A 24,128-nucleotide genomic window follows, 5' to 3' on the forward strand; every position below is an offset into this window, starting at 1 on the left:
CCTACGACAGCGACTCGCCGATGTGGTGCACGCGGACCAGGTTCGTGGAGCCCGCGACGCCCGGCGGGGAGCCCGCCGTGATGACCACGATGTCGCCCGGCCGGCAGCGGCCGATCCGCAGCAGCTCCTCGTCGACCTGGGCCACCATCGCGTCGGTGGAGTCCACGTGCGGGCCGAGGAAGGTCTCGACGCCCCAGGTGAGGTTGAGCTGCGAACGGGTCGCCGGGTCCGGGGTGAAGGCGAGGAGCGGGATCGGCGAGCGGTAGCGGGAGAGCCGCTTGACGGTGTCGCCGGACTGGGTGAAGGCCACCAGGAACTTGGCGCCCAGGAAGTCGCCCATCTCGGCGGCCGCGCGGGCCACGGCGCCGCCCTGGGTCCGGGGCTTGTTGCGATCGGTGAGGGGCGGGAGGCCCTTGGCGAGGACGTCCTCCTCCGCGGCCTCGACGATCCGGCTCATGGTGCGGACCGTCTCGATCGGGAAGCGGCCGACGCTGGTCTCGCCGGAGAGCATCACGGCGTCGGTGCCGTCGATGACCGCGTTCGCCACGTCGCTCGCCTCGGCGCGCGTGGGGCGGGAATTGTCGATCATCGAGTCGAGCATCTGGGTGGCGACGATGACCGGCTTGGCGTTGCGCTTGGCCAGCTTCACCGCGCGCTTCTGGACGATCGGCACCTGCTCCAGCGGCATCTCGACGCCCAGGTCGCCGCGGGCGACCATGATGCCGTCGAAGGCGGCGACGATCTCCTCGATGTTCTCGACGGCCTGCGGCTTCTCGATCTTGGCGATGACGGGGAGCCGGCGGCCCTCCTCGTCCATGATGCGGTGCACGTCGTCGATGTCCTGCGCGCTGCGGACGAAGGAGAGGGCGATGACGTCGGCGCCGATGCGCAGCGCCCAGCGCAGGTCCTCGATGTCCTTCTCGGAGAGCGCGGGGACGGAGACGGCGACACCGGGCAGGTTGAGGCCCTTGTGGTCGGAGACCATGCCGCCCTCGATCACCGTGGTGTGCACGCGGGGGCCGTCGACGGAGGTGACCTCCAGGGTGACGCGGCCGTCGTCGACGAGGATGCGCTCGCCGGCGTTCACGTCCTCCGCGAGGCCGGAGTAGGTCGTCCCACAGCAGTGGCGGTCGCCCTCCGTCGGCTCGACGGTGATGGTGAACTCGTCGCCGCGTTCAAGGAGTACCGGCCCCTCGCGGAAGCGGCCGAGGCGGATCTTCGGGCCTTGAAGGTCGGCGAGGACACCGACGCTGCGGCCGGTCTCGTCGGCGGCCTCGCGAACGTGCTGGTATCGCTTCTCGTGGTCGGCGTAGCCGCCGTGGCTGAGGTTGAAGCGGGCCACGTCCATTCCGGCCTCGATCAACGCCTTGATCTGGTCGTATGTTTCGGTGGCGGGCCCAAGGGTACAAACGATTTTCGCTCGGCGCATGAGTCGAGCCTAGGCCTTACCCACCAGTAGGAAATTGGCTGGGCATGACTACTCAACAACCTTTCCGTGAAAGGTTGTTGACAAGTCTTGAATCTGTGCGCCGGGGTGCTCCGATGAGCGAATTCAGCGCCCCCGGCGCGCCCGTCTCAGAGTGCGGGCGCCCGCATCGTGAACCGTGCCACCACCTCGGCCGTCACCGTCTGCCGCTGCGGTTCGAGGTCCAGCGGCGGCGCCTCGCCGGCTGCCTCCGCCGAGAAGGCCACCGTCGCCGCGCCGAACCCGGCGCGCCTCGGCATCGGGCCCCGGTCGAGACCCGCGTCCGACAGTTCGAGGAGTGAGGAGAGCGAGGTGCCGAGCGCCTCCGCGTAGGCACGCGCCCGTTGCACGGCCTCCTCGACCGCGAGCCGGCGCGCCTCCGCGTACGCCGGCGAGGCCGGCCGCAGCTCCCACCACGGACCGTCGACGCTCGTCATCTCCAGGTCCGCGAGCCGGGTCACCAGCTCGCCGAGCGCGGTGAAGTCGGTCAGCTCCGCCGCCACCCGCACCCGGCCCGTATAGGCGTGGACCCGCTCGCCGCGCCCCTTCCTGGTCAGCTCCGGGGAGAGCGAGAAGCTCCCCGTCTCCAGCTTCTCGACCGCGTCGCCGAGCGCCTTGACCAGGTCGAGCACCCGCGTGTTGCGGCGGGTGAGGTCGGCGAGCGTCTCCGCGCGGTCCGTACCGCGCGCGGAGACGGTCACCCAGATCCGGGCGAGCTCCGGCTCGACGTCCAGGCGACCCTCCCCACGCACCGTCACCTGGGGCGCGTCCGGGGTCCCGTGTGCGTGTGTCACGTCTGAGTCCTCCGTGTTCGGCAGCGATCGTCCACCGAACACTTTCCCACTCCGTAACCCGAAAGGTCTGTTGCCGACGTGCCGTCTGAGCCAGAATCTACGCGCGTTGTGCGCCACGGTCGGCGCCTGCGCCACAGAACCAAAGGGGAGAAATCAGATGCCGCTGAACCGCAGGACGTTCCTGGAGCGCTCGGCCGCCGCCGGGGCCGGAGTGGCCGTCGCCGGAGCAGTCGCCGTTCCCGCCGAGGCCCACGACGGCCACGGCCGCCCGCGTCCGCAGAAGCGGTACTCGTTCACCGTGATGGGCACCACCGACCTGCACGGCAACGTCTTCAACTGGGACTACTTCACGGACAAGGAGTTCGACGACAAGGCGCACAACGACGTCGGCCTCGCCAAGATCTCCACCCTGGTCGACCAGGTCCGCGCCGCGAAGGGCCGCCGCAACACCCTGCTCATCGACGCCGGCGACACCATCCAGGGCACCCAGCTGTCCTACTACTACGCCAAGGTCGACCCGATCACCGCCCGCCGCGGCCCCGTCCACCCCATGGCCCAGGCCATGAACGCCATCGGGTACGACGCCGCCGCGCTCGGCAACCACGAGTTCAACTACGGCATCCCGGTCCTGCGGAAGTTCGAGGAGCAGTGCGACTTCCCGCTGCTCGGCGCGAACGCGCTCGACGCCAAGACCCTGCGCCCGGCCTTCGCCCCGTACAGCATGCACCGCCTGTGCACCCCGCACGGCAAGGACGTCAGGGTCGCGGTCCTGGGTCTGACCAACCCGGGCATCGCCATCTGGGACAAGGCGAACGTCAGCGGCAGGATGGTCTTCCCCGGCCTGGAGGAGCAGGCCGCGAAGTGGGTGCCGAAGCTGCGCTCCATGGGCGCCGACGTCGTGATCGTGTCGGCCCACTCCGGCTCCAGCGGCACGTCCTCGTACGGTGACCAGCTCCCGTACATCGAGAACGCGGCCGGGCTCGTCGCCGAGCAGGTGCCGGGCATCGACGCGATCCTCGTCGGCCACGCGCACACCGAGATCCCCGAGTACCGGGTGAAGAACAAGGAGACCGGCAAGGACGTCGTCCTGTCCGAGCCGCTGAAGTGGGGCCAGCGCCTCACCCTCTTCGACTTCGACCTGGTGTGGGAGAAGGGCCGCTGGGTGGTCGAGAAGGCCGGCGCGCAGGTCCTCAACTCCAACACGGTCGCCGAGGACCCGGAGATCACCGGTCTGCTCGCGGACGAGCACAAGAAGGTCGTGGCGTACGTCAACCAGGTCATCGGCACGTCCACGGCGGCCATGACCACGGCCGACGCGCCGTGGAAGGACGAGCCGATCATCGACCTGATCAACGTCGTCCAGGCCGAGACGGTGAAGGCGGCCCTCGCGGGCGGCGCGTACGCCGCCCTGCCGGTGCTCTCGCAGGCCTCCTGTTTCTCGCGCACGGCCCGGATCCCGGCCGGCGAGATCAGCATCAAGGACGCCGCCGGCCTCTACCCGTTCGAGAACACCCTGGAGGCGCGTCTCCTGACGGGCGCCCAGCTGAAGGACTACCTGGAGTACTCGGCGAAGTACTACGTCCAGACCCCGGCGGGCGCGCCCGTCGACACCGCGAAGCTCACGAACGCGGACGCCACGCCGGACTACAACTACGACTCCGTGTCCGGCCTGACGTACGACATCGACATCGCGAAGCCGGTCGGTCAGCGGATCACCGGCCTGTCCTTCGAGGGCAGGCCGCTCGACCCGGCGGCGAAGTTCGTCCTCGCGGTGAACAACTACCGGGCGAGCGGCGGCGGTGCGTTCCCGCACGTCGCGGGCGCCCAGCAGCTGTGGGCCAACTCTGACGAGATCCGCAACACCATCATCCAGTGGGTGAAGGCCAGGGGGACGGTGGACCCGGGCACCTTCGCGTCGGTGGACTGGAAGCTGACCCGGGACGGCGTCTCGGTCTTCTAGCGGGTCAGTGCTGCACGAGGGGCGTCAGCTTCCGGTCCTGGGCCGGGATGCTCGGCGCCTCTCGCGTCTCCAGACCGAAGCGGGTGAAGGCGGTGCGGCGCGGCAGCGGGTACGGCTCCTTGCCGGTGACCGAGTTGAGGATGGTCGCGCTGCGCCAGGCCGCCAGGCCCAGGTCCGGGGCGCCGACGCCGTGGGTGTGGCGCTCGGCGTTCTGTACGTACACGGAGCCGGTGACGGAGGGGTCGAGGACCAACCGGTACCGCTCGTCGATCCGGGGGCGCCCGGCGGAGTCGTGACGCAGGTAGGGGTCGAGGCCGGCGAGCATCCGGTCCACCGGCCGCTCCCGGTAGCCCGTCGCGAGGACGACGGCGTCGGTGGTGAGCCGGGAGCGGCTGCCCTCCTGGACGTGCTCCAGGTGCAGTTCGACCTGGGTGGTGGCGACCCGGCCTGCGGTGCGGACCCGGACACCCGGGGTCAGCACGGCGTCCGGCCAGCCGCCGTGCAGGGTGCGGCGGTAGAGCTCGTCGTGGATGGCGGCGATGGTGTCCGCGTCGATGCCCTTGTGCAGCTGCCACTGGCGGGGCATGAGTTCGCCCCGCACCGGCTCGGGAAGGGCGTGGAAGTAGCGGGTGTAGTCCGGGGTGAAGTGCTCCAGGCCGAGCTTGGAGTACTCCATGGGGGCGAAGGCCTCGGTACGGGCCAGCCAGTGGATCCGCTCGGCTCCGGCGGGGCGGGCCCGCAGCAGGTCGAGGAAGACCTCGGCGCCGGACTGGCCGGAGCCGATGACGGTGACGTGCCCGGCCCGCAGCAGCGTCTCGCGGTGGGTCAGGTAGTCGGCGGAGTGGATCACCGGGACGCCGGGGGCGTCGGCGAGCGGGCGGAGCGGCTCGGGGACGTACGGCTCGGTGCCGACGCCCAGGACGACGTTCCGGGTGTAGGCGCGGCCCAGGGCCTCGGCCTCTCCCTCCGGGTCGAGCTGGGTGAAGTCCACCTCGAACAGGCGCCGTTCCGGGTTCCAGCGGACGGAGTCGACCTGGTGGCCGAACTGGAGTCCGGGCAGCCGCTCGCTGACCCAGCGGCAGTAGGCGTCGTACTCGGCGCGCTGGATGTGGAACTTCTCGGCGAAGTAGAAGGGGAAGAGGCGCTCGCGGGTCTTCAGGTAGTTGAGGAAGGACCAGGGGCTCGCCGGGTCGGCGAGGGTCACGAGGTCGGCCAGGAAGGGCACCTGGAGCGTGGCGCCGTCGAGGAGGAGTCCGGGGTGCCAGTGGAAGGCGGGCCGCTGCTCGTAGAAGGTGGCGGCGAAGCCGCCGGGGACGCCGTGCGCGAGGGCGGCGAGGGAGAGGTTGAAGGGGCCGATGCCGACGCCCACCAGGTCGTGGGGCTGATCGAGGTCCTGCTGGGGGGTGCTGCCGGTCATCGGTGCGTGCTGCCTTCCGCGAGGGTCACGAGGGTGAGGATCTGGGCCAGGTCGCCGGGGGTGGTGTGGGGGTTGAGCAGGGTGGCCTTGAGCCAGAGGCGGCCGTCGGCCACGGCGCGGCCGAGGACGGCGCGGCCCTCGGCGAGGAGGGTGCGGCGGATCGCCGCGACGGTCTCGTCGGCGGCGCCGGCCGGCCGGAAGAGGACGGTGGTGAGGGTGGGGCGGGCGCGCAGTTCGAGTCGTGGGTCCTTCTCCACCAGGCCGGCGAGTTCCTGGGCGAGGTCCGTGCACGTGTCGACGAGCGCGCCGAGGCCGGTGCGGCCGAGGGCGCGGAGGGTGACGGCGGTCTTGAGGACGTCGGGGCGGCGGGTGGTGCGCAGGGAGCGGCCGAGGAGGTCGGGGAGACCGGCCTCGGTGTCGTCGTCGGCGTTGAGGTAGTCGGCGGTGTGGCCGAGGACGGCGAGGTCGTCGGCGGCGCGTACGGCGAGGAGTCCCGCCGCGGCCGGCTGCCAGCCGAGCTTGTGCAGGTCGACGGTGACGGTTCGGGCCCGGTCGAGGCCGTCGAGGAGGGGGCGGTGGGTGCGGCTGAAGAGGACGGGCCCGCCGTACGCCGCGTCCACGTGGAGCTCCGCGCCGTGGGCCGCGCAGACGTCCGCGAGCGCGGGCAGCGGGTCGATCAGGCCCTCGTCGGTGGTACCGGCGGTGGCGGCGACCAGGACGGGCCCCTCCGTACGGGCGAGGACCCCGGCGAGGGCGGCCGGGGCCATGGTGCCGTCCGGGGTGGGCACGGTGAGCGGCGCGGGCAGGCCGAGGAGCCAGGCGGCGCGGCGGAGGGAGTGGTGGGCGTTGGCCCCGACGACGGTCCGCAGGCCCGCGCCGTGCCGCTCCCGGGCGAGGAGCAGCGCCAGCTGGTTGGACTCGGTGCCGCCGGTGGTGACGAGCGCGTCGGGGTTCTCCGTGCCGGGGAAGACCTCGGCGGCGAGGGCCGCCGTGACCGCCGCCTCCAGGGCGGAGGCCGCGGGCGCCTGGTCCCACGAGTCCATGGACGGGTTCAGTGCGGAGGCCGCCAGGTCGGCGGCGGCGGCGAGCGCGAGGGGCGGGGTGTGGAGGTGCGCGGCGCAGAGCGGGTGGGCGGGGTCGGCGGCGCCCTCGGCGAGGACCTGGACGATGGTGCGGAGGGCCTCGTCGGGGCCGCTGCCGGTCTCGGGGAGCACGTCCCCGAGCCCCGCCACCCGTCGGGCCACGGCCGCCGGCCCCCCGGCGGGCAGCGGCCCGCCCCTGACCCCGGCCCCTTCCCGAAGGGCGTCGAGGGCGGTGCCCAGGAGACGGCTGAGGGCGACGGGGTCGGCGGCGAGGGGCGGGGGTGCGGCACGCATGGACGACAGGGTGGCGGTCACCGGGGGGCGGTGTCCGGCGAGTCACCGCTTGTGACCCGAACGGGGGACGGCGACGGGGGTGTCAGGGGGTGCGGATGTTCAGGGATCGCTTCAGGTCGTCCAGTTGGTCGACGAGCTTGCGGTGGAGCGCGGGGATCATGGTGTCGGAGGTGAGGTGGGTCTCGCCCAGCGCCAGCGACTCCGCGTCGATCGCGTACGCCGGGAAGGCGTAGCGCCCGGCGGCCTCGGCCATGGCGGGCCCCCGGCGGTCGCCGAGTGCGACGGCCGCCTCGTAGAAGCGCGGCACGTACTCCTGTACCAGCTCGGCCTGTTCGGGCTGCCAGAAGCCCTGGGCGGTGGCGGTGAAGAGGTAGTTGGAGAGGTCGTCGGAGTCGAAGAGGGACGACCAGGCGGCGGCCTTGGCCTCCGGGGTCGGGAGGGACGCCCGGCAGCGGGCCGCGCCCTCCTGTCCGGTGGCGCTCGGGTCCCGTTCCGCTTCGGCGGTGATCACGGTCTCGTCGGTGGCGCCGAGGACGGCGAGGCGGGCGAGGATCCGCCAGCGCAGCTCGGGGTCGAGCTCCGGGCCGCCGTGGACGGTGCCCTCGTCCAGCCAGGAGGCGATCTTGTCGGGGGTGGTGGAGCTGTCGATGCAGGCGCGGACGGCGGTGAGACGGAGGCCGGGGGCTTCGCCGTCCTCGGTGCGGCGCAGCAGGGCGCGGGCGATCTCGCCGATGGTGGCGAGGGCGGCGGGGCGCTCCTCCGGGGTCGTGTACCGGTCGGCGATCTGGGTGCGGGCGAAGCCGAGGACGCCCTGGACGAGGGCGAGTTCGGTCTCCTCGGGGAGGTGCGCGAGGGCGACTTCGAGGTAGTCGGCCGGGGCGAGGTCGCCGTCGCGGACCATGTCGCGCAGGGCGTTCCAGACGACGGCCCGGGTGAGGGCGTCGGGGATGCGGGAGAGGCCGCGCAGGGCGGTCTCCTCGGAGTCCGCGTCGAAGCGGAGCTTGGTGTAGGTGAGGTCGCCGTCGTTGAGGACGACGAGGGCGGGCCGCGGGCCGGTCAGCTCGGTGGGCGCCTCCTGGGGGACGTCGAGTTCGAGGCGCTCGCGCAGGGCGAGTTCGCCGTCGGGCTGCCGGTCGTAGATCCCGGCCCGGATCCGGTGCGGGCGGCTGCCGTCGCGGTCGACGTGGAGGCGCCACCGGGTGCCCTCGCCTTCGAGGCGGGGGGTGAGGGTGTCGACGCCGGTGGTGCGCAGCCACTGTTCGGCCCAGGCGTGGACGTCGCGGTCGGTGGCGGCGGCCAGGTTGTCGATGAAGTCGGCGAGGGTGGCGTTGCCGAACTTGTGGCGCTTGAAGTGGATGTTGATGCCGGCGAGGAAGTCCTTCTCGCCGAGCCAGGCGACGAGCTGGCGCAGCGCGGAGGCGCCCTTGGCGTAGGAGATGCCGTCGAAGTTGAGGAGCGCGGAGGCGGTGTCGGGGACGGCTTCCGGGTCGGGGGCGACGGGGTGGGTGGAGGGGCGCTGGTCCGCCTCGTACCCCCAGGACTTGCGGGTGACGCCGAAGTCGATCCAGGTGTCGGGGAAGAGGTCGGAGCAGGCCTCGTTGACGGTCTGGAAGCCCATGTACTCGGCGAAGGACTCGTTCAGCCAGATGTCGTCCCACCAGCGCAGGGTGACGAGGTCGCCGAACCACATGTGGGCCATCTCGTGGGCGATGACCATGGCGCGGGTCTGGCGCTCGGTGACGGTGACGGCGGAGCGGAAGACGAACTCGTCGCGGAAGGTGACGAGTCCGGGGTTCTCCATGGCGCCGGCGTTGAACTCGGGGACGAAGGCCTGGTCGTACGAGTCGAAGGGGTAGGGCTCGTCGAACTTCTCGTGGTAGCGGTCGTAGCAGGCCTTGGTGACGGCGAGGATCTCGTCGGCGTCGGCGTCGAGGTGGGCGGCGAGGGAGCGGCGGCAGTGGATGCCGAAGGGCAGGCCGGCGTGCTCGGTGCGGATGGTGTGCCAGGGGCCGGCGGCGACGCAGACGAAGTAGGTGGAGAGCAGCGGGGTGGGGGCGGCCTGCCAGCGGCCGTCGGGCTGCTGTTCGGTGATGCCGTTGGAGAGCACGGTCCAGCCTTCGGGGGCCTTGACGCTCAGCTCGAAGACGGCCTTGAGGTCGGGCTGGTCGAAGGCGGCGAAGACGCGCTGGACGTCCTCCATGAACAGCTGGGTGTAGACGTACGACTCGCCGTCGGTGGGGTCGGTGAAGCGGTGCATGCCCTCGCCGGTGCGGGAGTACCGCATGGTGGTGCTGATCCGGAGGGTGTGCTCGCCCTCGGTGAGGCTGAGCGGGAGCCGGTTGCCTTCGAGGGTGGTGACGTCGAGGGGCTCGCCGTCGAGCAGGGCGGAGCGGAGGGTCTCGGGCTTGAGCTCGACGAAGGTGTCCCCCGCGGCGCGGGCCGTGAAGCGGATGAGGCTGCGTGACCCGAAGGTCTCGTCGCCGGCGGTGAGGTCGAGGTCCACGCGGTAGTGGTGGACGTCGAGGAGCTGGGCACGGGTCTGCGCTTCGTCGCGCGTCAGTACGGACATGGGCCCTATGCTGCCCGATCGCCCGGTCCCGGTGCAGGGGGTATGCGCGGCTCAGGCCAGGCCGGATCCGTTCAGGTGGGTGAAGGCGGCGGCGATGCGGGGGCGGTCGTAGCCGGTGGGTCCGGCGGCGCCGCTGGAGATGAGGGTGTGGAGCAGGATCCGGGCCTTGGCGGGGTCGAGCGGGCCGGCCGGGATCAGTCCGTGGTGCAGCAGGTCGTACTCGGAGCCGGGGCTGCGGTAGGTGTCGGTGAGGGTCGCGCCGCCGCCCGTGCGGGAGGCGAGGACGACGGGGATGCGCCGGGCGATCTCGGCGAGGGGTTCGACGAGCGGCGCGGGGGCGTGTCCGGCGCCGAAGGCGGCGACGACGAGGCCCTGGAAGCGGTGGTCGACGGCTTCGAGGAGTTCCCCGCGGTCGCCGAGGGAGAGGGTCACCAGGGCGACGCGTACGGACGGGTCGAGCTTCAGCGGGCAGAGCGCGGTGGGGACCGCGGGGCGGAGCAGGATCCGGGGTTCGCCCTCGACGACGGTGCCGAGGGGGCCCGCGCCGGGCGAGGCGAAGGTGGCGAGGGAGGTGGTGTGGGTCTTGCGGGCGAGGCGGGCGGCGTGGATCTCGTCGGCGAGGACGACGAGGACGCCGAGGTTCCGGCAGGCGGGGTCGGCGGCGACGGCGAGCGCGGCGGCGAGGTTGGCGGGGCCGTCGGCGCCGGGCAGGTCGGGGCGGCGCATGGCGCCGGTGACGGCGATCGGCTGTTCGGTGGTGCAGAGCAGGTCGAGGAGGAAGGCGGTCTCCTCCAGGGTGTCGGTGCCCTGGACGACGACCACGCCGGAGCCGTCGGCGACGGCCCCCCGCACCTCGTCGGCGAGGGCCGCGAGGTCCTCGAACGAGAGGGTGGAGCTGGGGACGCGGCGGAAGTCACGCAGGACGACGTCCTCGGGGGCTCCGAGCCCGGCGAGGACCTCCTGACCGGTCATGCGGGCGGCGTCACCGCCTCGGGCGGAGATGGTGCCTCCGAGGGTGAAGACCGTGACGCGGCCCATCAGCGTGCTCCGTCCGCAATCGTCTCGTGGTGCCTGATGACCTCGGCGATGATGAAGTTGAGGAGCTTCTCCGCGAAGGCCGGGTCCAGTTTCGCGCTCTCGGCGAGTTCTCGCAGCCGGGCGATCTGGCGGGCCTCGCGGGCCGGGTCGGCGGGCGGGAGCTGGTGCTCGGCCTTGAGGAAGCCGACCTGCTGGGTGCACTTGAAGCGCTCGGCGAGCATGTGCACGACCGCCGCGTCGATGTTGTCGATGCTTTCGCGCAGCCGGGTCAGCTCGGCGGTGACGGTGGGGTCGATGGCACTGGTGTCGCTCATGATCTGCGAGCTTAGACGGATCTCGGGAGGATCGTGGGCGGGTGTTCGGGATCCGGAACGCTGTTGCTCCAGCCGCCGTGCACGGCGCGCCCCTGCTGCTCGCGGAATCGGATGGGCGCGGTGCCGACGCGGCGGGTGAAGAGCCGGGAGAAGTAGGCGGGGTCGTCGTAGCCGACGCGGCGGGCGACGGCGGCGACGGGCAGTTCGGTGGCGGCGAGGAGTTCCTTGGCGCGGCCGAGGCGGACGGTGAGCAGGTAGTCCTTGGGGCTGCATCCGGCGGCGCGGCGGACGGCGCTGCGCAGCTCGGCGGCGGTCATGCCGTACCGGGCGGCGTGCTCGGCGACGGAGAGCGGCTGGAAGGCGTCACGGGCGAGGGCGGCGAGGACGGGGTCGCCGTCGGCGTTGGTGTCGGCGCGGGCCCTGCGCAGGGCGACGAGCAGCTCGTGGACGGCGGCGCCGGTCTCGACCTCCAGGAGGGGGTTGCCGGCGCGGGCGGCGCGGGCGATCCGGCCGATGGCGGCGCGGGCGGGGGCGGCGTCGGAGAGCGGGACGACGGGCCGGTCGGGCTCGATGTAGCCGAGTTCGGTGTAGGTGGCGGTGGCGGGTCCGGTGAAGTCGACGAAGGCCTCGTCCCAGCCGGTGCCGGGGTCGGCGGAGTAGTGGTGGGGGGTGCCGGGGGTGAGCCAGAGGAGGGCGGGGGCGGTGACGGTGGTGCGTCGTCCGTCGGCGCCCCGGTACCAGCCGGTGCCGGCGGACACGACGACGGCGACGTGGTGGTCGAGGGTGCGCGGGCCGACGGTGGGCAGGGTGCCGTGCTGGAGTCCGACGCCGAGGCAGACGAGGCCGAGGCGGTGGTGGACGGGGCTGGGCGTGAAGTAACGCATCCAGGTGTGGTACATCGCCGAGCCTCTCCGTAACGTCCAAACTGCGACGATCTTTGTCCATGGACCGTCCCTCCGCCAGGGGGTCAGGGTGAGGCCATGAGCACGTTCGCTGTGGGTGACGACGACTTTCTGCTCGACGGGCGGCCGGTGCGCCTGCTGTCGGGGGCGCTGCACTACTTCCGGGTGCACGAGGGGCACTGGGAGCACCGGCTCGGGATGCTGCGCGCGATGGGCCTCGACTGTGTCGAGACGTACGTCCCGTGGAACCTGCACGAGCCGGAGCCGGGGCGGTACGCGGACGTGGAGGCGCTCGGCCGGTTCCTGGACGCGGTGCAGCGGGCCGGGATGCGGGCGATCGTGCGCCCGGGGCCGTACATCTGCGCCGAGTGGGAGAACGGCGGGCTTCCGCACTGGCTGACGGGCCCCCTGGGGCGGCGGGTGCGGAGCCTCGACCCGGAGTTCCTGGCGCCGGTGGAGGCCTGGTTCCGGCGGCTGCTGCCCCAGGTGGTGGAGCGGCAGGTGGACCGGGGCGGTCCGGTGGTCCTGGTGCAGGTGGAGAACGAGTACGGGAGTTACGGGAGCGACCTGGCCTATCTGGAGTGGCTGGCGGAGCTGCTGCGGGGCTGCGGGGTGAGCGTGCCGCTGTTCACCTCGGACGGGCCCGAGGACCACATGCTGACGGGCGGTTCGGTGCCGGGGGTGCTCGCGACGGCGAACTTCGGCTCGGGGGCGCGGGAGGGCTTCGCGACGCTGCGGCGGCACCAGCCGTCGGGGCCGCTGATGTGCATGGAGTTCTGGTGCGGCTGGTTCGACCACTGGGGCACGGAGCACTCCGTGCGGGAGGCGGGGGACGCGGCCGCGGCGCTGCGCGAGATCCTGGAGTGCGGGGCCTCGGTCAATGTGTACATGGCGCACGGCGGGTCGAACTTCGGCGGCTGGGCGGGCGCGAACCGGGACGGTGAGCTGCACGACGGTCCGCTGCGGCCGACGGTGACCTCGTACGACTACGACGCGCCGGTGGACGAGGCGGGGCGGCCGACGGAGAAGTTCCGGGCGTTCCGCGAGGTGCTCGCGGCGTACGCGGAGGGGCCGCTGCCGGAGGTGCCGGAGCCGCCGGCCCGGCTGGGGGCGCCGGTCTCGGGCGTGCTCGACGGCTTCGCGTCCCTCGACGGGGTCCTGGAGGTGCTCGGCGGTGAGGAGACGGTGGCGCCGGTGCCGCCGACCTTCGAGGAGCTGGGTGTGGACCGGGGTCTGGTCCGCTACCGGGTGGCGGTGCCGGGTCCCCGGCAGCCGTACCCGCTGGGCGTGACGGGGCTGCGGGACCGGGCGGTGGTGTACGTGGACGGGCTGCCGGCGGGGGTCCTTGACACCTCGGACGGGGAGGACGCCGTCCTTCCCGGGCCGGTGGCGGGTCCGGCGCGGGTGGACCTGTGGGTGGAGTCGCTGGGCCGGGTCAACTACGGGCCGCGTCTCGCGGAGCCGAAGGGGATCACCGGCGGCGTACGGCACGAGCGGCAGTATCTGCACGGGGTGCGGGCCCGGGGGCTGCGGTTGGACGCGTTCGAGGCGGCGGCGGTCGGCCGGGTGCCGTTCGGGCCGGTTGCCGGTGGCCCGGGGCTCTGCCGGGGGACGCTCGACGTGACCGGGGCGGGCGACGCGTGGCTGCGGCTGCCGGGCGGGACCCGGGGCTTCGTGTGGGTCAACGGCTTCTGTCTGGGCCGTTACTGGGCGGCGGGCCCGCAGGAGGCGCTGTTCGTGCCGGGCCCGGTGCTGCGGGAGGGCGCGAACGAGGTGTGGGTCCTGGAGCTGGAGGGCGGGGCGCCGGCCTCGGTGGAGCTGGACGTCCTCTGAGACGGCGGGGTGCCCCGGAGCCGAGGCCGCTCCGGGGCACGTCGTGCGGTGCGCCGCCGTGTGACGGCGCACCCGTTCGGCGGTCCGCCGTTACAGCGTGGCGGCCGCGGACGTGATGGCGGCGGCGAAGGTCGAGACCTCCGTGTAGACGCCGGGGTAGCCGGCGCGGGCGCAGCCCTCGCCCCAGCTCACGATGCCGACCTGGATCCAGGCGCCGTTGTTGTCCTTGCGGAACATCGGGCCGCCGGAGTCGCCCTGGCAGGTGTCGACCCCGCCCTGGCTGTAGCCGGCGCAGATCTCCTCGGCCGGGACGAGGTCGCTGCCGTAGGAGGCCTGGCAGGAGGCGTCCGAGACGAACGGGACGTTCGCCTTGAGCAGGTAGCGCTGCTGGCCCCCGCCCTCGCGGGCGGCGCCCCAGCCGGCGACGGTGAAGGTGCCGCTGTTGTACGCGGTGGTGTCGGCGATCTTCAGGTTGGGCAGGGAGGTGATCGGGCTGGCGAGCTTGATCAGGGCCCAGTCCTTGCCCTGGCCGTTGTAGCCGGGGGCCTGGAGGACCTTGGTCGACTTGACCTTGATGGCGCTGCCGGACTGGAGGTCCACGACTCCGGCGGTGGCGGTGATGCTGGTGTTGTTGCCGGAGCCGCTCACACAGTGGGCTGCGGTGAGGACGACCTGAGGGCTGATCAGGGAGCCGCCGCAGCCCATGGAGAGCCTGACCATCCAGGGGAACTCGCCCTGGGCGGCGCGGGTGCCTCCGACGACGGGGGCCGGGGCGGCGGAGGCGGTGGTGGGCTGGAGGCTGACGGCCGCCAGGACGACGGCGCCGGCGGCTGCCAGCTTCTGGAGGGCACGGACCATGCGGTTCTGCTTCACGTGTCTTCCTTCTCTCGTGGGGGGTCGGTCTCGACGGGCGGTGCCGGGCGGGCGGGGACCCACCGCAATGACATGCGCTCGTCAAGGCATGTCCGGATTATGGACAGCGCTCAACTGCCGCCACAAGAAAGCCTTTTCGGCCAGATCCGGTGGAGGGACCGTACAGTGGAAGCGAGGGGGGATCCGGCATGCCGAACCGTCATGAGGCCGACCGTGTCATCCACGGCTTCCCGCACCGCCCCACGGTGCGGGCCTCGCTCACCGCGCTCTACCGCCGCCTCTCCCCCGACGGAGTACACCGCTACCCGTCCAGCGTGACCGCCGACGACGTGGCCCTCGGCGACGACGAGGACCTCCACCTCGGCACCCAGCGGGTGGCCCGCGCCCTCGTCCGGCACCTGCGGCTGCCCGAGGCGCGCATCGTGGTGAGCTTCCGGCCGATGGAGTACGCGGCGGCCGTCGAGCTCACCGCGGGCCCCGAGTACTTCGTGGAGCTCAACGACCGCTTCCGGACCCGCCGCCGGGACATCGGCGCGGCCCTCGCCCACGAGATCACCCACGTGCTGCTGCACCGGCTCGGCCTCGGTTTCCCCTCCACCGCCGAGAACGAGGTCCTCACCGACGTGACCACGGCCTACCTGGGCGCCGGCTGGCTGCTGCTCGACGCCTACCGGCGGGACGGCGTCGAGAGCCAGAAGCTCGGATACCTGACCCCGGAGGAGTTCGGCTACGTCCTCGCCAAGCGCGCCGAGGTCTTCGGCGAGGACCCCTCTCCGTGGTTCACCAGCGCGGTGGCGTACGAGGCGTGGGTACGGGGCCGGGCGGAGGCCGCGCGCGAGCGGACCGCACCGCCGCTGGCCGCGGCGGGCTGGGCCGAGCGCCGCCGCTACGGCCTGCAGAGACGCCGGGGCAGGGCCGGCGAGGACGCCCCGTACACCTTCGAGGGCGGGGCCCCGGCGACCGGCGTCTCCTTCCTCTGCCCGGTCTGCCTCCAGCGCCTGAGGATCCCGGCCGGACGGTCCCTGCGGGCCCGCTGCGGGGTGTGCGGCTCGGTCCTGGAGTGCGCCTCCTGACCCTCGGGCGCGCGAATCGATTTGCGCCATGCGCCGACGGCGCGTCAGGGTCGGGGCATGAGCACGCTGTTCGACGCGATCCGGGCCGGGGACGAGGACGGGGCCGTACGGCTCCTGCGGGACGGGGCGGACCCCGAGGGCCGGGAGGACGGGGAGACCGCCCTGTACCGGGCGGCCGTCGGCGACGAGGCCGGCATCGTACGGGTCCTGCTCGCCGCCGGGGCCGACCCGGCCCGGCACAGCGGCGAGGACGGCGGCGACCTGCCGCTGTGCGGGGCCGCCTGCGGCGGGCACACCGAGGTGGTGCGGGCCCTGCTCGCGGCGGGCGCGGCGGCCGACCAGGAGGAGGAGTTCGGCTTCACCGCCCTCGCCTGGGCCCTCCGCCTCGGCCACGCCGACACGGCCCGGGTGCTCCTGGAGCAGGGCGCCGACCCGGACCGGCCCGGACCCGACGGGCTCCTCCCGCTCGTCGCCGCCGCCCGGCGCGGCTCGACCGGCTGCGTCCGGGCGCTCCTCGACCACGGGGCGCAGTCCCGGGAGGCGGCGCTGCGGGAGGCGCGGCGGTGGATCGGCGCGGACATCGCCGCCGAGCTGCGGCGCGGGCTCGTCGCCGGGAACGAGGGCGGGCAGACGTACGAGGCGGTCGTCCGGCGGGTCCGGGAGGACGGCGGGATCACCGTGTGCGTCGAGCTGCTGCGCGAGAACGGCGCACCGGGGCGCGGCGACGACCGGGGGACCGGTCACGCGGCGATCGCCACCCTCCTGGAGGCGGCGCTCGGCCTGCACACCGCGCACGAGGAGCTCGCGGCGCGGGCGCTGCGCTGCGGCGACCCCGAGCTCGACGACTGGACGACGGCGGTGGCCGAACTGGCGGGCCGGGCCGACGAGGAGACGTTCGTGGCGGCGGCCGGCTGGTGCGCCTACCGGGATCCGCTGCGACGGGCGCTCGGCGCGCGGGTGCTCGGGGCACTGCCGGGCTTCGGCCCGGGCGCGGTCCCGGTGCTGCGGCGCCTGGTGGAGGAGGCCGTGCCCCCGGCGCGGGAGCCGCTGCTCTCCGCGGTCCTCTCGCTCGGGGAGTGCGCGGACGCGTCGGCCGTGCCCGAACTGCTCGCGGTGGCGGGGCATCCCGACGCGGTGGTGCGCCGGGCGGTCGCGGCGGCGCTCGCCGGGATCGTGCCGCACGGGCACGTCGAGGCGCTCGGGGTGCTGCTCGCGCTGAGCCGGGACGGCGACGCCCGGGTGCGGGACTGGGCGACGCTGGCGCTCGCCGAGCTGCCCGACGACACCCCGCTCGTACGGGAGGGGCTCGCGGAGCGGCTCGGCGACACCGATCCGGAGACCGCGGCCGAGGCGGCGCGCGGCCTCGCGATCCGTCAGGATCCGCGCGCCGTGGACGCGCTGGCGTCGATCCTGGCGGACGGGGAGGCGGAGGGCGCGGCGCGCGAGACGGCGCTCGCGGCCCTGGAGCACGTCCACGACCCGCGGGTCAGGACCCGCCTGGAGTGGACGACGCCGCGCCGGGGCTGACGCCGGCCCCGGCGGCGGTCAGCAGGTGTGGTCGACGAGGTCGAACGTGGCGTAGTGGTCGGAGGTGTAGTAGTCCTCGTCCGCCGCGCTGCCGGTCACGATCCGGCGGGCGCCGCGGGTGGGGACGCCCGGGGTCGTGACCGTGTACTCGTGGTAGTAGCCGGACGTGTGGGCGGGCAGGACGCCTTCCCGGTTCTGGAAGACGACCCCGTCCTGGCTGTACGGGAAGGGGCCGCCCGCGTCGATCAGCCGCAGGGTGTCGTGCGCCTGGCTGGGCAGGTCGGAGTAGCAGATGTCCCCGACGGACGCGACCGCCGCGAACGGGGACGCGACCGCGGCGGGCGCGGGGGCCGGCGCGGCGGTGGCCGGGGCGCCGAGGAGGAGGGAGGAGAGGAGGGCGGTGGCGACACCGCCGGCGAGGGTGAATCGAGGGGGGATACGCATGGGGAGATGCTGACGCGCGTAGACCCGGGCCCGGAAGCCCGACCGCCTTCAATTCGCCGGACGTTCACCGCCGCTCACCGGGCGTTCGCAACCCCTCGCCGTTCGTCCACGAGTGCGGCGAGCACGTCGATGATCCGCCGCATCGCGGGCACGGGCAGGGAGGGGTTGAGGATGGCGTGCCTCGCCGTCTCCTGGTCGTGCAGCAGCCGGCTCAGGACGTCGGCCGGCAGGGCGGGGTGCCGGGCGGCGAAGGCCCGGACGGAGTCGTCGGGGTCGTCGGCGAGCCGGGCGGCCGCCTCGGGGGACAGCCGCGGGTCCTGGGCGGCGTCGCGGCGCACCTCCTCGGACGCGTCACGGGCGAACTCCTCGACGAGCGACGGCGTGGAGTCCGGGTCGTCGAGGGCGAGGCGCCGGAGCCGGGGGTTCGGGTCGGCGGCGAAGCGGAGCAGTCCGGTGCGCGGGAAGTTCGGGTGCGTGCGGGGCCGGCCCGGGTGGCTGAGGCTGCCGGTCCACCACTGCCACACCTCCAGGAGCAGGTCCGCGGGGGCGTCGTCGCAGGACTCGGCGAGGAAGAGCCGGGTGATCCGGTCCTCGTCGCGGGCGAGGAGCGCCACGACGTCCGGCGGGAGCCGGCGGGCGCGGGCCACGCTGCTGCGGATGTACGGATGGGGGGAGGCGGCGAGCCGGCGCATGGCCGCGGGGTCGCCGTGGAGGGCCGTCACCCAGGGCAGGGCGTAACGCAGCCCGTCGGGGTCGAAGTCGACGCGGACGGCGGCGCGCTGTGCGTCGGTGAGGCCGGGCCGCAGCGCGGTCTCCCGCCGGACCCGCTCCTCGGGGTCCTCGGCGAGCAGCGCGACGGCGGCGGGCGGCAGGTCCGGGTGGCGGGCGATCCGCCGCCGGACGTCCGCGTCCTCGTGGGCGGCGAGGCGGTGGGCGAGCGCGGGGTCGACCCGGCAGTGCTCCAGGCCGTGGAAGGCGGGCCCGCCGAGCGCCGCGAGGCCGTCCTCGCCGAGGGGCTCGTCGCGGTGATGCCGTGTCAGGGCGGCGGTGCGGACGCGTTCGTCGCGGTCGGCCAGCAGGGCCGCGCGGGCGGCGGCGGTGAGGTGCGGCCAGGCGGGTTCGCAGGCGGCGGCCCGTACGGCGGCGTCGGGGTCGGCGGCGAGGACACGGAGCTGCTCCCCGGGGAGCCCGGCGAGCCGGGCCGCCTCGGCACGGACGAGCGGGGAGGCGTCGCCGGTCAGCCGGAGCCGGACGCCGGGGGCGAGCACCGTACGGGAGCGGGCGGCGTCCTTGACGAACACGGCGCGCCTGGCCGCCGACGGCTCGGCGGCCAGGTGCCGGTCCCACTGCTCGGGCGTGAGCATCGACCGGGCGGCGGACACGATCTCGCGGACGGTCCGGTCGGGGTGGCCCACGGCGGCCTCGACGACGGCGGCGGGCAGGTCGTCGCGGTGGGGAAGCCCGGATCGACGGTGAGGAGCCGGAGCAGCAGCTCGTCGGGGACCGCGCGGTTGAGCCCGATCCATTGCCAGCCCGGGACGAACCCGGCCAACCCTCCGGACATGCCCGCCCCCTCGCCCGTACCCATGTCTCCCCCTCTCCGTCCCGGCCCATCCTGCCTCCTCCCCCGGCGCGGGCTCACCCCCCGTCGGTCACCTGGACCGGCGTCGTGGCCGCCGGGAGCCGCAGGCTCAGCAGGGCGGCGCCCGCGTAGGCCGCGAGGACCCAGGGCATGGCGGCGGCGAGGGAGAGGTCCGCGAAGTACGCGGTGCCGATGGCCGCCGCGCCGAGGGCGCCGCCGAACTGCTGGGCGGTGGAGAAGACGCCGGAGGCCCCGCCCGCGAGTTCGGCCGGGGCGGCCGACAGGACGATGCCGACGAGCGGGACGACGAGGAGGCCGAGTCCGGCGCCCGCGACGGCGAGGCCGGGGACCAGGGGCCAGGCCCCGGTGTGGACGGGGACCGCCGCCTCCATCGCGTACCAGACCCAGCCGTAGCCGCCCGCCATGAGGAGGGCGCCCGTGGTGGGGACGTACCGGCCGAGCCGGACCGCGAGGGGTTCGGCGGCGGGTGCCGTGAGGAAGCCGCCGGCCGAGAAGGCCGCCATCAGGACGCCCGCCTGCGTCGGGCTGTAGCCCTGGCCGCCCTGGAGCCAGATCGCGAGGACCAGGAAGAAGCCCTGCATGCCGAGGGAGAAGAGCAGCTGGACGGTGAGGCCGTACGAGAAGGCCGGGGTGGTGAAGACGCGCCGGGGCAGCACCGAGCCGCGCACGGCGACCCCGGCCACCGCCAGGACGCCGGCCGCGAGGAGGCCCCAGCCCCAGAGGGGCCAGCCCCAGCCGCGGCCCTGGACGAGCGGCAGGACGACGGCGACGAGTCCGGCGGCGAGGACGAGGCTGCCGGGCAGCGGGGGCCGGGTGGCGGCGCGCTCGCGCGTGTCGGGGACGAGGACGACGGCGGCGGCGAGGGTGAGGGCGGCGATCGGCACGTTGACGAGGAAGACGCTGCGCCAGCCGAGCCCGAAGAGGTCCGCGTCGGTGAGGATCCCGCCGAGCAGCAGCCCGATCGCGGAGGCGAAGCCGGCCACCGCCCCGTACATCCCGAAGACCTTGCCCCTGTCCTTGCCCCGGAAGAGGCTCTGGAAGGAGCCGAGCACCTGCGGCATGAGCACGGCGGCGGTGACTCCCTGCACGGCGCGGGCCGCGATCAGCTGACCGGGGCTCTGGGCGAGGCCGCAGGCGAGGCTGGCGAGGCCGAATCCGGCGGTGCCGGCGAGGAAGAGCGCCTTGCGGCCGTACCGGTCGCCGAGCCGCCCCGCGACGACGAGGGTCGCGGCGAAGCCCAGGAGGTAGGCGGACACCGTCCACTGGAGGGCGCTCTCGGAGGCGCCGAGCCCGTGCCCGAGGGAGGGCAGGGCGACGTTGACGATGGTGACGTCCACGAGGTCCATGAGGGCCGCGACCATCATGACGACGGCGGCGGCCCAGCGGCGGGGGTGGGCGGTGGACGGGTCGCCGGTGACGGCGGTCGTGACGGTCGTGGACATCTCGGCCCTCCTCTCTCGCGATCTCTCGCGAGATGTATTTAGTTCGAGCGAACGAAATAAAAGTGCCACGCACGGACCCGTGATCACAAGTCTTTCGTTCGGACGAACGAAATGATTTTCGCTAGACTGCCGCCATGAGCGAGCAGGATCAGGAACGGGGCGCGGCCATCGCCGCCCTCACCGCCGCCGGCCGGGACTCCAGCGCCGCATCCGTCGCCTTCCACTCGGCGATCGCGGCGCAGCAGGACCTGGGCGCCACCGAGACCAAGACGCTCGACCTGCTCGAACGGCACGGCCCCCTCACCGCCAAGGAACTGTCGGAGCACTCGGGCCTGGCCCCCGCCTCCGTCACGGGACTCGTCGACCGCCTGGAGCGCAAGGGCTTCGTACGCAGGGTCAAGCACCCGACGGACAAGCGGCGGGTGCTCGTCGAGCCCCGCCCGGAGAAGCTGGCCGAGCTCGCCCCGCTCTTCGACGACTGGGCGCGCGAGGTGCACGAGCTCTACGAGGAGTTCACCACCGAGGAGCTGGCGACGATCACCCGCTTCCTGACGGGCGCGACCGCACGCCAGCGCGCCGCCACCAAGCGCCTCGCGGAGTAACGCGCGCGGAACCCCCTCTGCAGAGGGGCCCGCGCGGAACGGCCCTCACGGAGCGGCCCGCGCGGCCAGTGGCCGCAGACCCCTCCCCTTCGGCCCGTCCGGCTGCTACGTTCCTTGCCGCCAGGTCACCTAACTAACGTTTGATGGAAGAGTGGCCGCGCGTTCCGCGGGCCCGTCCGCCCACGGCTGTCCCACCCGAGTCCGTCAGCCGTACGGCCCTGTGCGCCGTACGTCCGTCAGTCCGCAAGGGAGTCCAGCCATGCCCCTGTCCCGCCGCGCACTGCTCACCACCACCGGTGCCGCCGTCCTGCTCTCGGCCCTGCCCGCGGAAGCGGGCGCCCGCCCCCGCGCCGCGAACGCGATCCGCCAGATCCCGCTCCAGGGCGCGGTCAACGTCCGCGACCTCGGCGGCTACGTCACCTACGACGGCGCCCGCGTCCGGCACGGCCTCGCCTACCGGAGCGACCACCTCGCCAAGCTCACCGACGCCGACCTCACCACCCTCGCCGGGCTCGGCCTCGGCACCGTGGTCGACCTGCGGATCGCGCAGGAGGTCCAGTACGACGGCGCCGACCGGCTGCCCGCGGGCCCGGCCCGCGTCGCCCGGCCCGTCACCGACAACGGTCTCTTCGGGCAGCTGATGGCCGCGATCGGCTCCCGCGACCCGGTGCGGCAGGAGGAGATGCTCGGCGGCGGGCGCGCCGCCGCCTTCATGCGCGAGGTGTACCGGCCCTTCGTCACCGACGCGGCGAACCGGGCCGCCCTCGCGGCCACCCTGCGGGACCTGGCCGATCCCCGCCGGGGACCGCTGCTCCTGCACTGCACGTCCGGCAAGGACCGCACCGGCTGGACGAGCTACCTCCTGCTCACCCTGCTCGGGGTGCCCGAGAGCTCCGCCCGCGCGGACTACCTGGCCTCCAACACCTTCCGCGCCGCGTACGACGCGCGGGTGCGGGAGGGCCTGAAGCAGGGCGGGCTCATGCAGAACCCGGAGCTGATCGTGCCGCTCCAGGAGGTGCGGGCCGAGTACCTGGACACCGCCCTCGACCAGGTCCGCACCTCCTACGGCAGCCTCTTCCGTTACGTGTCGGTCGGCCTCGGCCTGGAGCTGCGGGAGCTCGCGGCGCTCCGCGAACGGCTGGCGCCGGGCGCCTGACGCCCGCCCCGGCCGCCACCGGCCGCCGCACCTCGACCGGCGCCCGCACCGGCGCCGGAGCCCCGCCCCGAACCGGAGCCGCGACCCGCGGCGGCCGCGGCACCGGAACCCCGGCCCGTGCCCGTCGCGGCGCCGGAGCCCCGGCCGGTGGACGTGGCGGACCCGCGGCCGGCGGACGTGCCGGAGCCGCGGCCCGAGCCCGGTGCGGCCGTGCCCGTACCACCGGCTCCGGAACCGGCCGGACGGCGACGGCGACGGCCGCCGCCCGTGCCGGCGCCGGCCCCTGCCGCCTTGCGCGGCGGGGTCGGCTGCGGGGTCTCGATCACAATGGGGACGCCCGAGGGCTCCCGGGCGCCGGTGAGCTCGACGAGCTCCTCGTCGCTGGACTTGATCTGCGCCGTACGGGGGCTGATGCCCGCGTTCGACATCAGCCGGCCCATGTCCCGCTTCTGCTCGGGCAGGACCAGGGTGAAGACGCTGCCGGACTCGCCGGCGCGGGCCGTGCGGCCGCCCCGGTGCAGGTAGTCCTTGTGGTCCATCGGCGGGTCGACGTTCACGACCATGTCGAGGTCGTCGACGTGGATGCCGCGGGCCGCCACGTTCGTCGCGACGAGCGCCGTGACCTGGCCGGTCTTGAACTGGTCCAGGGTCCGGTTGCGCTGCGGCTGCGAGCGGCCGCCGTGCAGCCCGGAGGCCCGCACGCCGTTGGCGAGGAGCCGCTTGACCATCCGGTCCACGGACCGCTTGGTGTCCATGAAGAGGATCGTCCGGCCGTCGCGGGCCGCGATCCGCAGCGTGACGGCCTTCTTGTCGGTCTCGTCGGCCACGTACAGGAGGTGGTGCTCCATCGTGGTCACCGCGCCCGCCGAGGGGTCGACCGAGTGCACGACCGGGTCGTCGAGGAACATCTTGACCAGCCGGTCGATGTTCCGGTCGAGGGTCGCGGAGAACAGCAACCGCTGCCCGCCCGGCTCGACCTGCTTGAGCACCTTCGTGACCTGCGGCAGGAAGCCCATGTCGGCCATCTGGTCGGCCTCGTCGAGGACGGTGACGGCGACCTGGTCGAGGCGGCAGTCACCACGCTCGATGAGGTCGTGGAGCCGGCCCGGCGTGGCGATGAGGACCTCGGCACCGCGCCGCAGGGACGAGGACTGCCGGGAGATCGACATGCCGCCGACGACCGTGGTGATCCGCAGCCGCAGCGCGGAGGCGTACGGCGTGAGGGCGTCGGTGACCTGCTGGGCGAGCTCGCGGGTCGGCACCAGGACCAGCGCGAGGGGCGCGGTCGGCTCGGCGCGGCGGCCGGCGGTGCGGGCGAGGAGCGCGAGCCCGAAGGCGAGGGTCTTGCCGGAACCGGTGCGCCCCCGGCCGAGGACGTCACGCCCGGCGATCGAGTTCGGCAGGGTCGCGGCCTGGATCGGGAAGGGCTCGGTGACGCCCTGCTCGGTGAGCGTCCGCAGCAGCGCGGCCGGCATGTCCAGGTCCTCGAAGGAGGTCACGGCAGGCAGCGCGGGCGTCACCGTCTCCGGCGGAGTGAACTCCTGCGGCGGCGGGGGCGCGGCGGGACGACGGCCGCCGCGGGGGCCCTTCGGCTGGGACGTGGACTTCGCCTGGGCGGTGCGGGGGCCTCGCCTCTGGGAACGTTCGGAGCGGGTCATTCGTGCCTTCCTGGCCGGTGCGCGGCACAGCCGGGGCCCGCACCTGCGCGATGCGGGCCCCGGCTGTTCTACCCGGAACACG

Annotated in this window: 19 protein-coding genes; 6 read left to right on the top strand and 13 right to left on the bottom strand. The window is 73.9% G+C overall.

The features are described from left to right. Position 1 precedes the first annotated feature (1 nt). Together pyk and ACN9MM_RS10475 are read right to left on the bottom strand one after the other, a co-directional pair. Entirely contained in the window at positions 2 to 1,429 is a 1,428-nt protein-coding gene (gene pyk, locus ACN9MM_RS10470) for a pyruvate kinase (protein WP_426363359.1), read from the bottom strand. Between the two features lie 146 nt (positions 1,430 to 1,575). Continuing rightward, entirely contained in the window at positions 1,576 to 2,259 is a 684-nt protein-coding gene (locus ACN9MM_RS10475) for an SIMPL domain-containing protein (protein WP_426363360.1), read from the bottom strand. 157 nt (positions 2,260 to 2,416) lie between these two features. Between ACN9MM_RS10475 and ACN9MM_RS10480 the strand changes: the two genes are divergently transcribed. Beyond that, positions 2,417 to 4,219 (top strand): bifunctional metallophosphatase/5'-nucleotidase, encoded by a 1,803-nt coding sequence (locus ACN9MM_RS10480; protein WP_426363361.1) that lies wholly within the window; start codon positions 2,417 to 2,419, stop codon positions 4,217 to 4,219. 4 nt (positions 4,220 to 4,223) lie between these two features. On the opposite strand, the gene ACN9MM_RS10485 is transcribed toward ACN9MM_RS10480, so the two are convergent. The 6 genes from ACN9MM_RS10485 to ACN9MM_RS10510 form a co-directional block, all read right to left on the bottom strand. Then, the gene (locus tag ACN9MM_RS10485) at positions 4,224 to 5,636 is read right to left on the bottom strand and encodes a lysine N(6)-hydroxylase/L-ornithine N(5)-oxygenase family protein (protein ID WP_383665291.1); all 1,413 of its coding nucleotides are present in this window, start codon (positions 5,634 to 5,636) and stop codon (positions 4,224 to 4,226) included. Then, a complete protein-coding gene (locus ACN9MM_RS10490) occupies positions 5,633 to 7,012 on the bottom strand; it encodes a pyridoxal phosphate-dependent decarboxylase family protein (protein ID WP_426363362.1) in 1,380 nt (459 codons plus the stop codon). Before ACN9MM_RS10490 ends, ACN9MM_RS10485 begins: the two co-directional genes overlap by 4 nt. Positions 7,013 to 7,094: 82 nt before the next feature. Further along, the gene (gene pepN / locus ACN9MM_RS10495; protein ID WP_426363363.1) at positions 7,095 to 9,581 is read right to left on the bottom strand and encodes an aminopeptidase N; all 2,487 of its coding nucleotides are present in this window, start codon (positions 9,579 to 9,581) and stop codon (positions 7,095 to 7,097) included. A 51-nt stretch (positions 9,582 to 9,632) separates the two neighbouring features. Beyond that, positions 9,633 to 10,619 (bottom strand): asparaginase, encoded by a 987-nt coding sequence (locus ACN9MM_RS10500; RefSeq protein ID WP_426363364.1) that lies wholly within the window; start codon positions 10,617 to 10,619, stop codon positions 9,633 to 9,635. Beyond that, on the bottom strand, positions 10,619 to 10,933 hold the full coding sequence (locus tag ACN9MM_RS10505; protein ID WP_426363365.1) for a chorismate mutase: 315 nt from the start codon (positions 10,931 to 10,933) through the stop codon (positions 10,619 to 10,621). The genes ACN9MM_RS10500 and ACN9MM_RS10505 overlap by 1 nt, the downstream gene beginning before the upstream one ends. A gap of 11 nt (positions 10,934 to 10,944) precedes the next feature. Beyond that, the gene (locus tag ACN9MM_RS10510; RefSeq protein WP_426363366.1) at positions 10,945 to 11,832 is read right to left on the bottom strand and encodes an AraC family transcriptional regulator; all 888 of its coding nucleotides are present in this window, start codon (positions 11,830 to 11,832) and stop codon (positions 10,945 to 10,947) included. Between the two features lie 81 nt (positions 11,833 to 11,913). Between ACN9MM_RS10510 and ACN9MM_RS10515 the strand changes: the two genes are divergently transcribed. Then, the gene (locus ACN9MM_RS10515; protein ID WP_426363367.1) at positions 11,914 to 13,668 is read left to right on the top strand and encodes a glycoside hydrolase family 35 protein; all 1,755 of its coding nucleotides are present in this window, start codon (positions 11,914 to 11,916) and stop codon (positions 13,666 to 13,668) included. Positions 13,669 to 13,758: 90 nt separating this feature from the next. On the opposite strand, the gene ACN9MM_RS10520 is transcribed toward ACN9MM_RS10515, so the two are convergent. Next, on the bottom strand, positions 13,759 to 14,526 hold the full coding sequence (locus ACN9MM_RS10520) for a S1 family peptidase (protein ID WP_426368711.1): 768 nt from the start codon (positions 14,524 to 14,526) through the stop codon (positions 13,759 to 13,761). Between the two features lie 203 nt (positions 14,527 to 14,729). Here ACN9MM_RS10520 and ACN9MM_RS10525 point away from each other — a divergent pair, with 203 nt between their 5' ends. Together ACN9MM_RS10525 and ACN9MM_RS10530 are read left to right on the top strand one after the other, a co-directional pair. Continuing rightward, complete coding sequence (locus ACN9MM_RS10525) at positions 14,730 to 15,614, top strand: hypothetical protein (protein WP_426363368.1); 885 nt, start codon at positions 14,730 to 14,732, stop codon at positions 15,612 to 15,614. Between the two features lie 57 nt (positions 15,615 to 15,671). Further along, the gene (locus ACN9MM_RS10530; protein WP_426363369.1) at positions 15,672 to 17,141 is read left to right on the top strand and encodes an ankyrin repeat domain-containing protein; all 1,470 of its coding nucleotides are present in this window, start codon (positions 15,672 to 15,674) and stop codon (positions 17,139 to 17,141) included. An 18-nt stretch (positions 17,142 to 17,159) separates the two neighbouring features. Here the strand turns inward: ACN9MM_RS10530 and ACN9MM_RS10535 are convergent, their stop codons facing one another. From ACN9MM_RS10535 to ACN9MM_RS10545, 3 genes are all read right to left on the bottom strand, one after another. Further along, positions 17,160 to 17,585, bottom strand: coding sequence for a ribonuclease domain-containing protein (locus ACN9MM_RS10535; protein ID WP_426363370.1), 426 nt, complete (start codon positions 17,583 to 17,585; stop codon positions 17,160 to 17,162). Positions 17,586 to 17,659: 74 nt separating this feature from the next. Beyond that, on the bottom strand, positions 17,660 to 19,000 hold the full coding sequence (locus ACN9MM_RS10540) for a PE-PGRS family protein (RefSeq protein WP_426363371.1): 1,341 nt from the start codon (positions 18,998 to 19,000) through the stop codon (positions 17,660 to 17,662). A 223-nt stretch (positions 19,001 to 19,223) separates the two neighbouring features. Beyond that, on the bottom strand, positions 19,224 to 20,630 hold the full coding sequence (locus ACN9MM_RS10545; protein WP_426363372.1) for an MFS transporter: 1,407 nt from the start codon (positions 20,628 to 20,630) through the stop codon (positions 19,224 to 19,226). 134 nt (positions 20,631 to 20,764) lie between these two features. On the opposite strand from ACN9MM_RS10545, the gene ACN9MM_RS10550 reads away from it, so the two are divergent. After that, complete coding sequence (locus ACN9MM_RS10550; RefSeq protein WP_426363373.1) at positions 20,765 to 21,232, top strand: MarR family winged helix-turn-helix transcriptional regulator; 468 nt, start codon at positions 20,765 to 20,767, stop codon at positions 21,230 to 21,232. Positions 21,233 to 21,491: 259 nt separating this feature from the next. Then, positions 21,492 to 22,388, top strand: a complete 897-nt coding sequence (locus tag ACN9MM_RS10555) for a tyrosine-protein phosphatase (RefSeq protein WP_426363374.1) — start codon at positions 21,492 to 21,494, stop codon at positions 22,386 to 22,388. Here ACN9MM_RS10555 and ACN9MM_RS10560 read toward each other — a convergent pair. Next, positions 22,313 to 24,046: a DEAD/DEAH box helicase gene (locus ACN9MM_RS10560; protein WP_426363375.1), complete on the bottom strand. Its 1,734-nt coding sequence runs from the start codon at positions 24,044 to 24,046 to the stop codon at positions 22,313 to 22,315. The two genes, ACN9MM_RS10555 and ACN9MM_RS10560, sit on opposite strands and share 76 nt — an antisense overlap. Positions 24,047 to 24,128 lie beyond the last annotated feature (82 nt).

Origin of the sequence: Streptomyces sp. E-08, from assembly GCF_049913095.1 — a bacterium.
GTDB lineage: Bacteria > Actinomycetota > Actinomycetes > Streptomycetales > Streptomycetaceae > Streptomyces.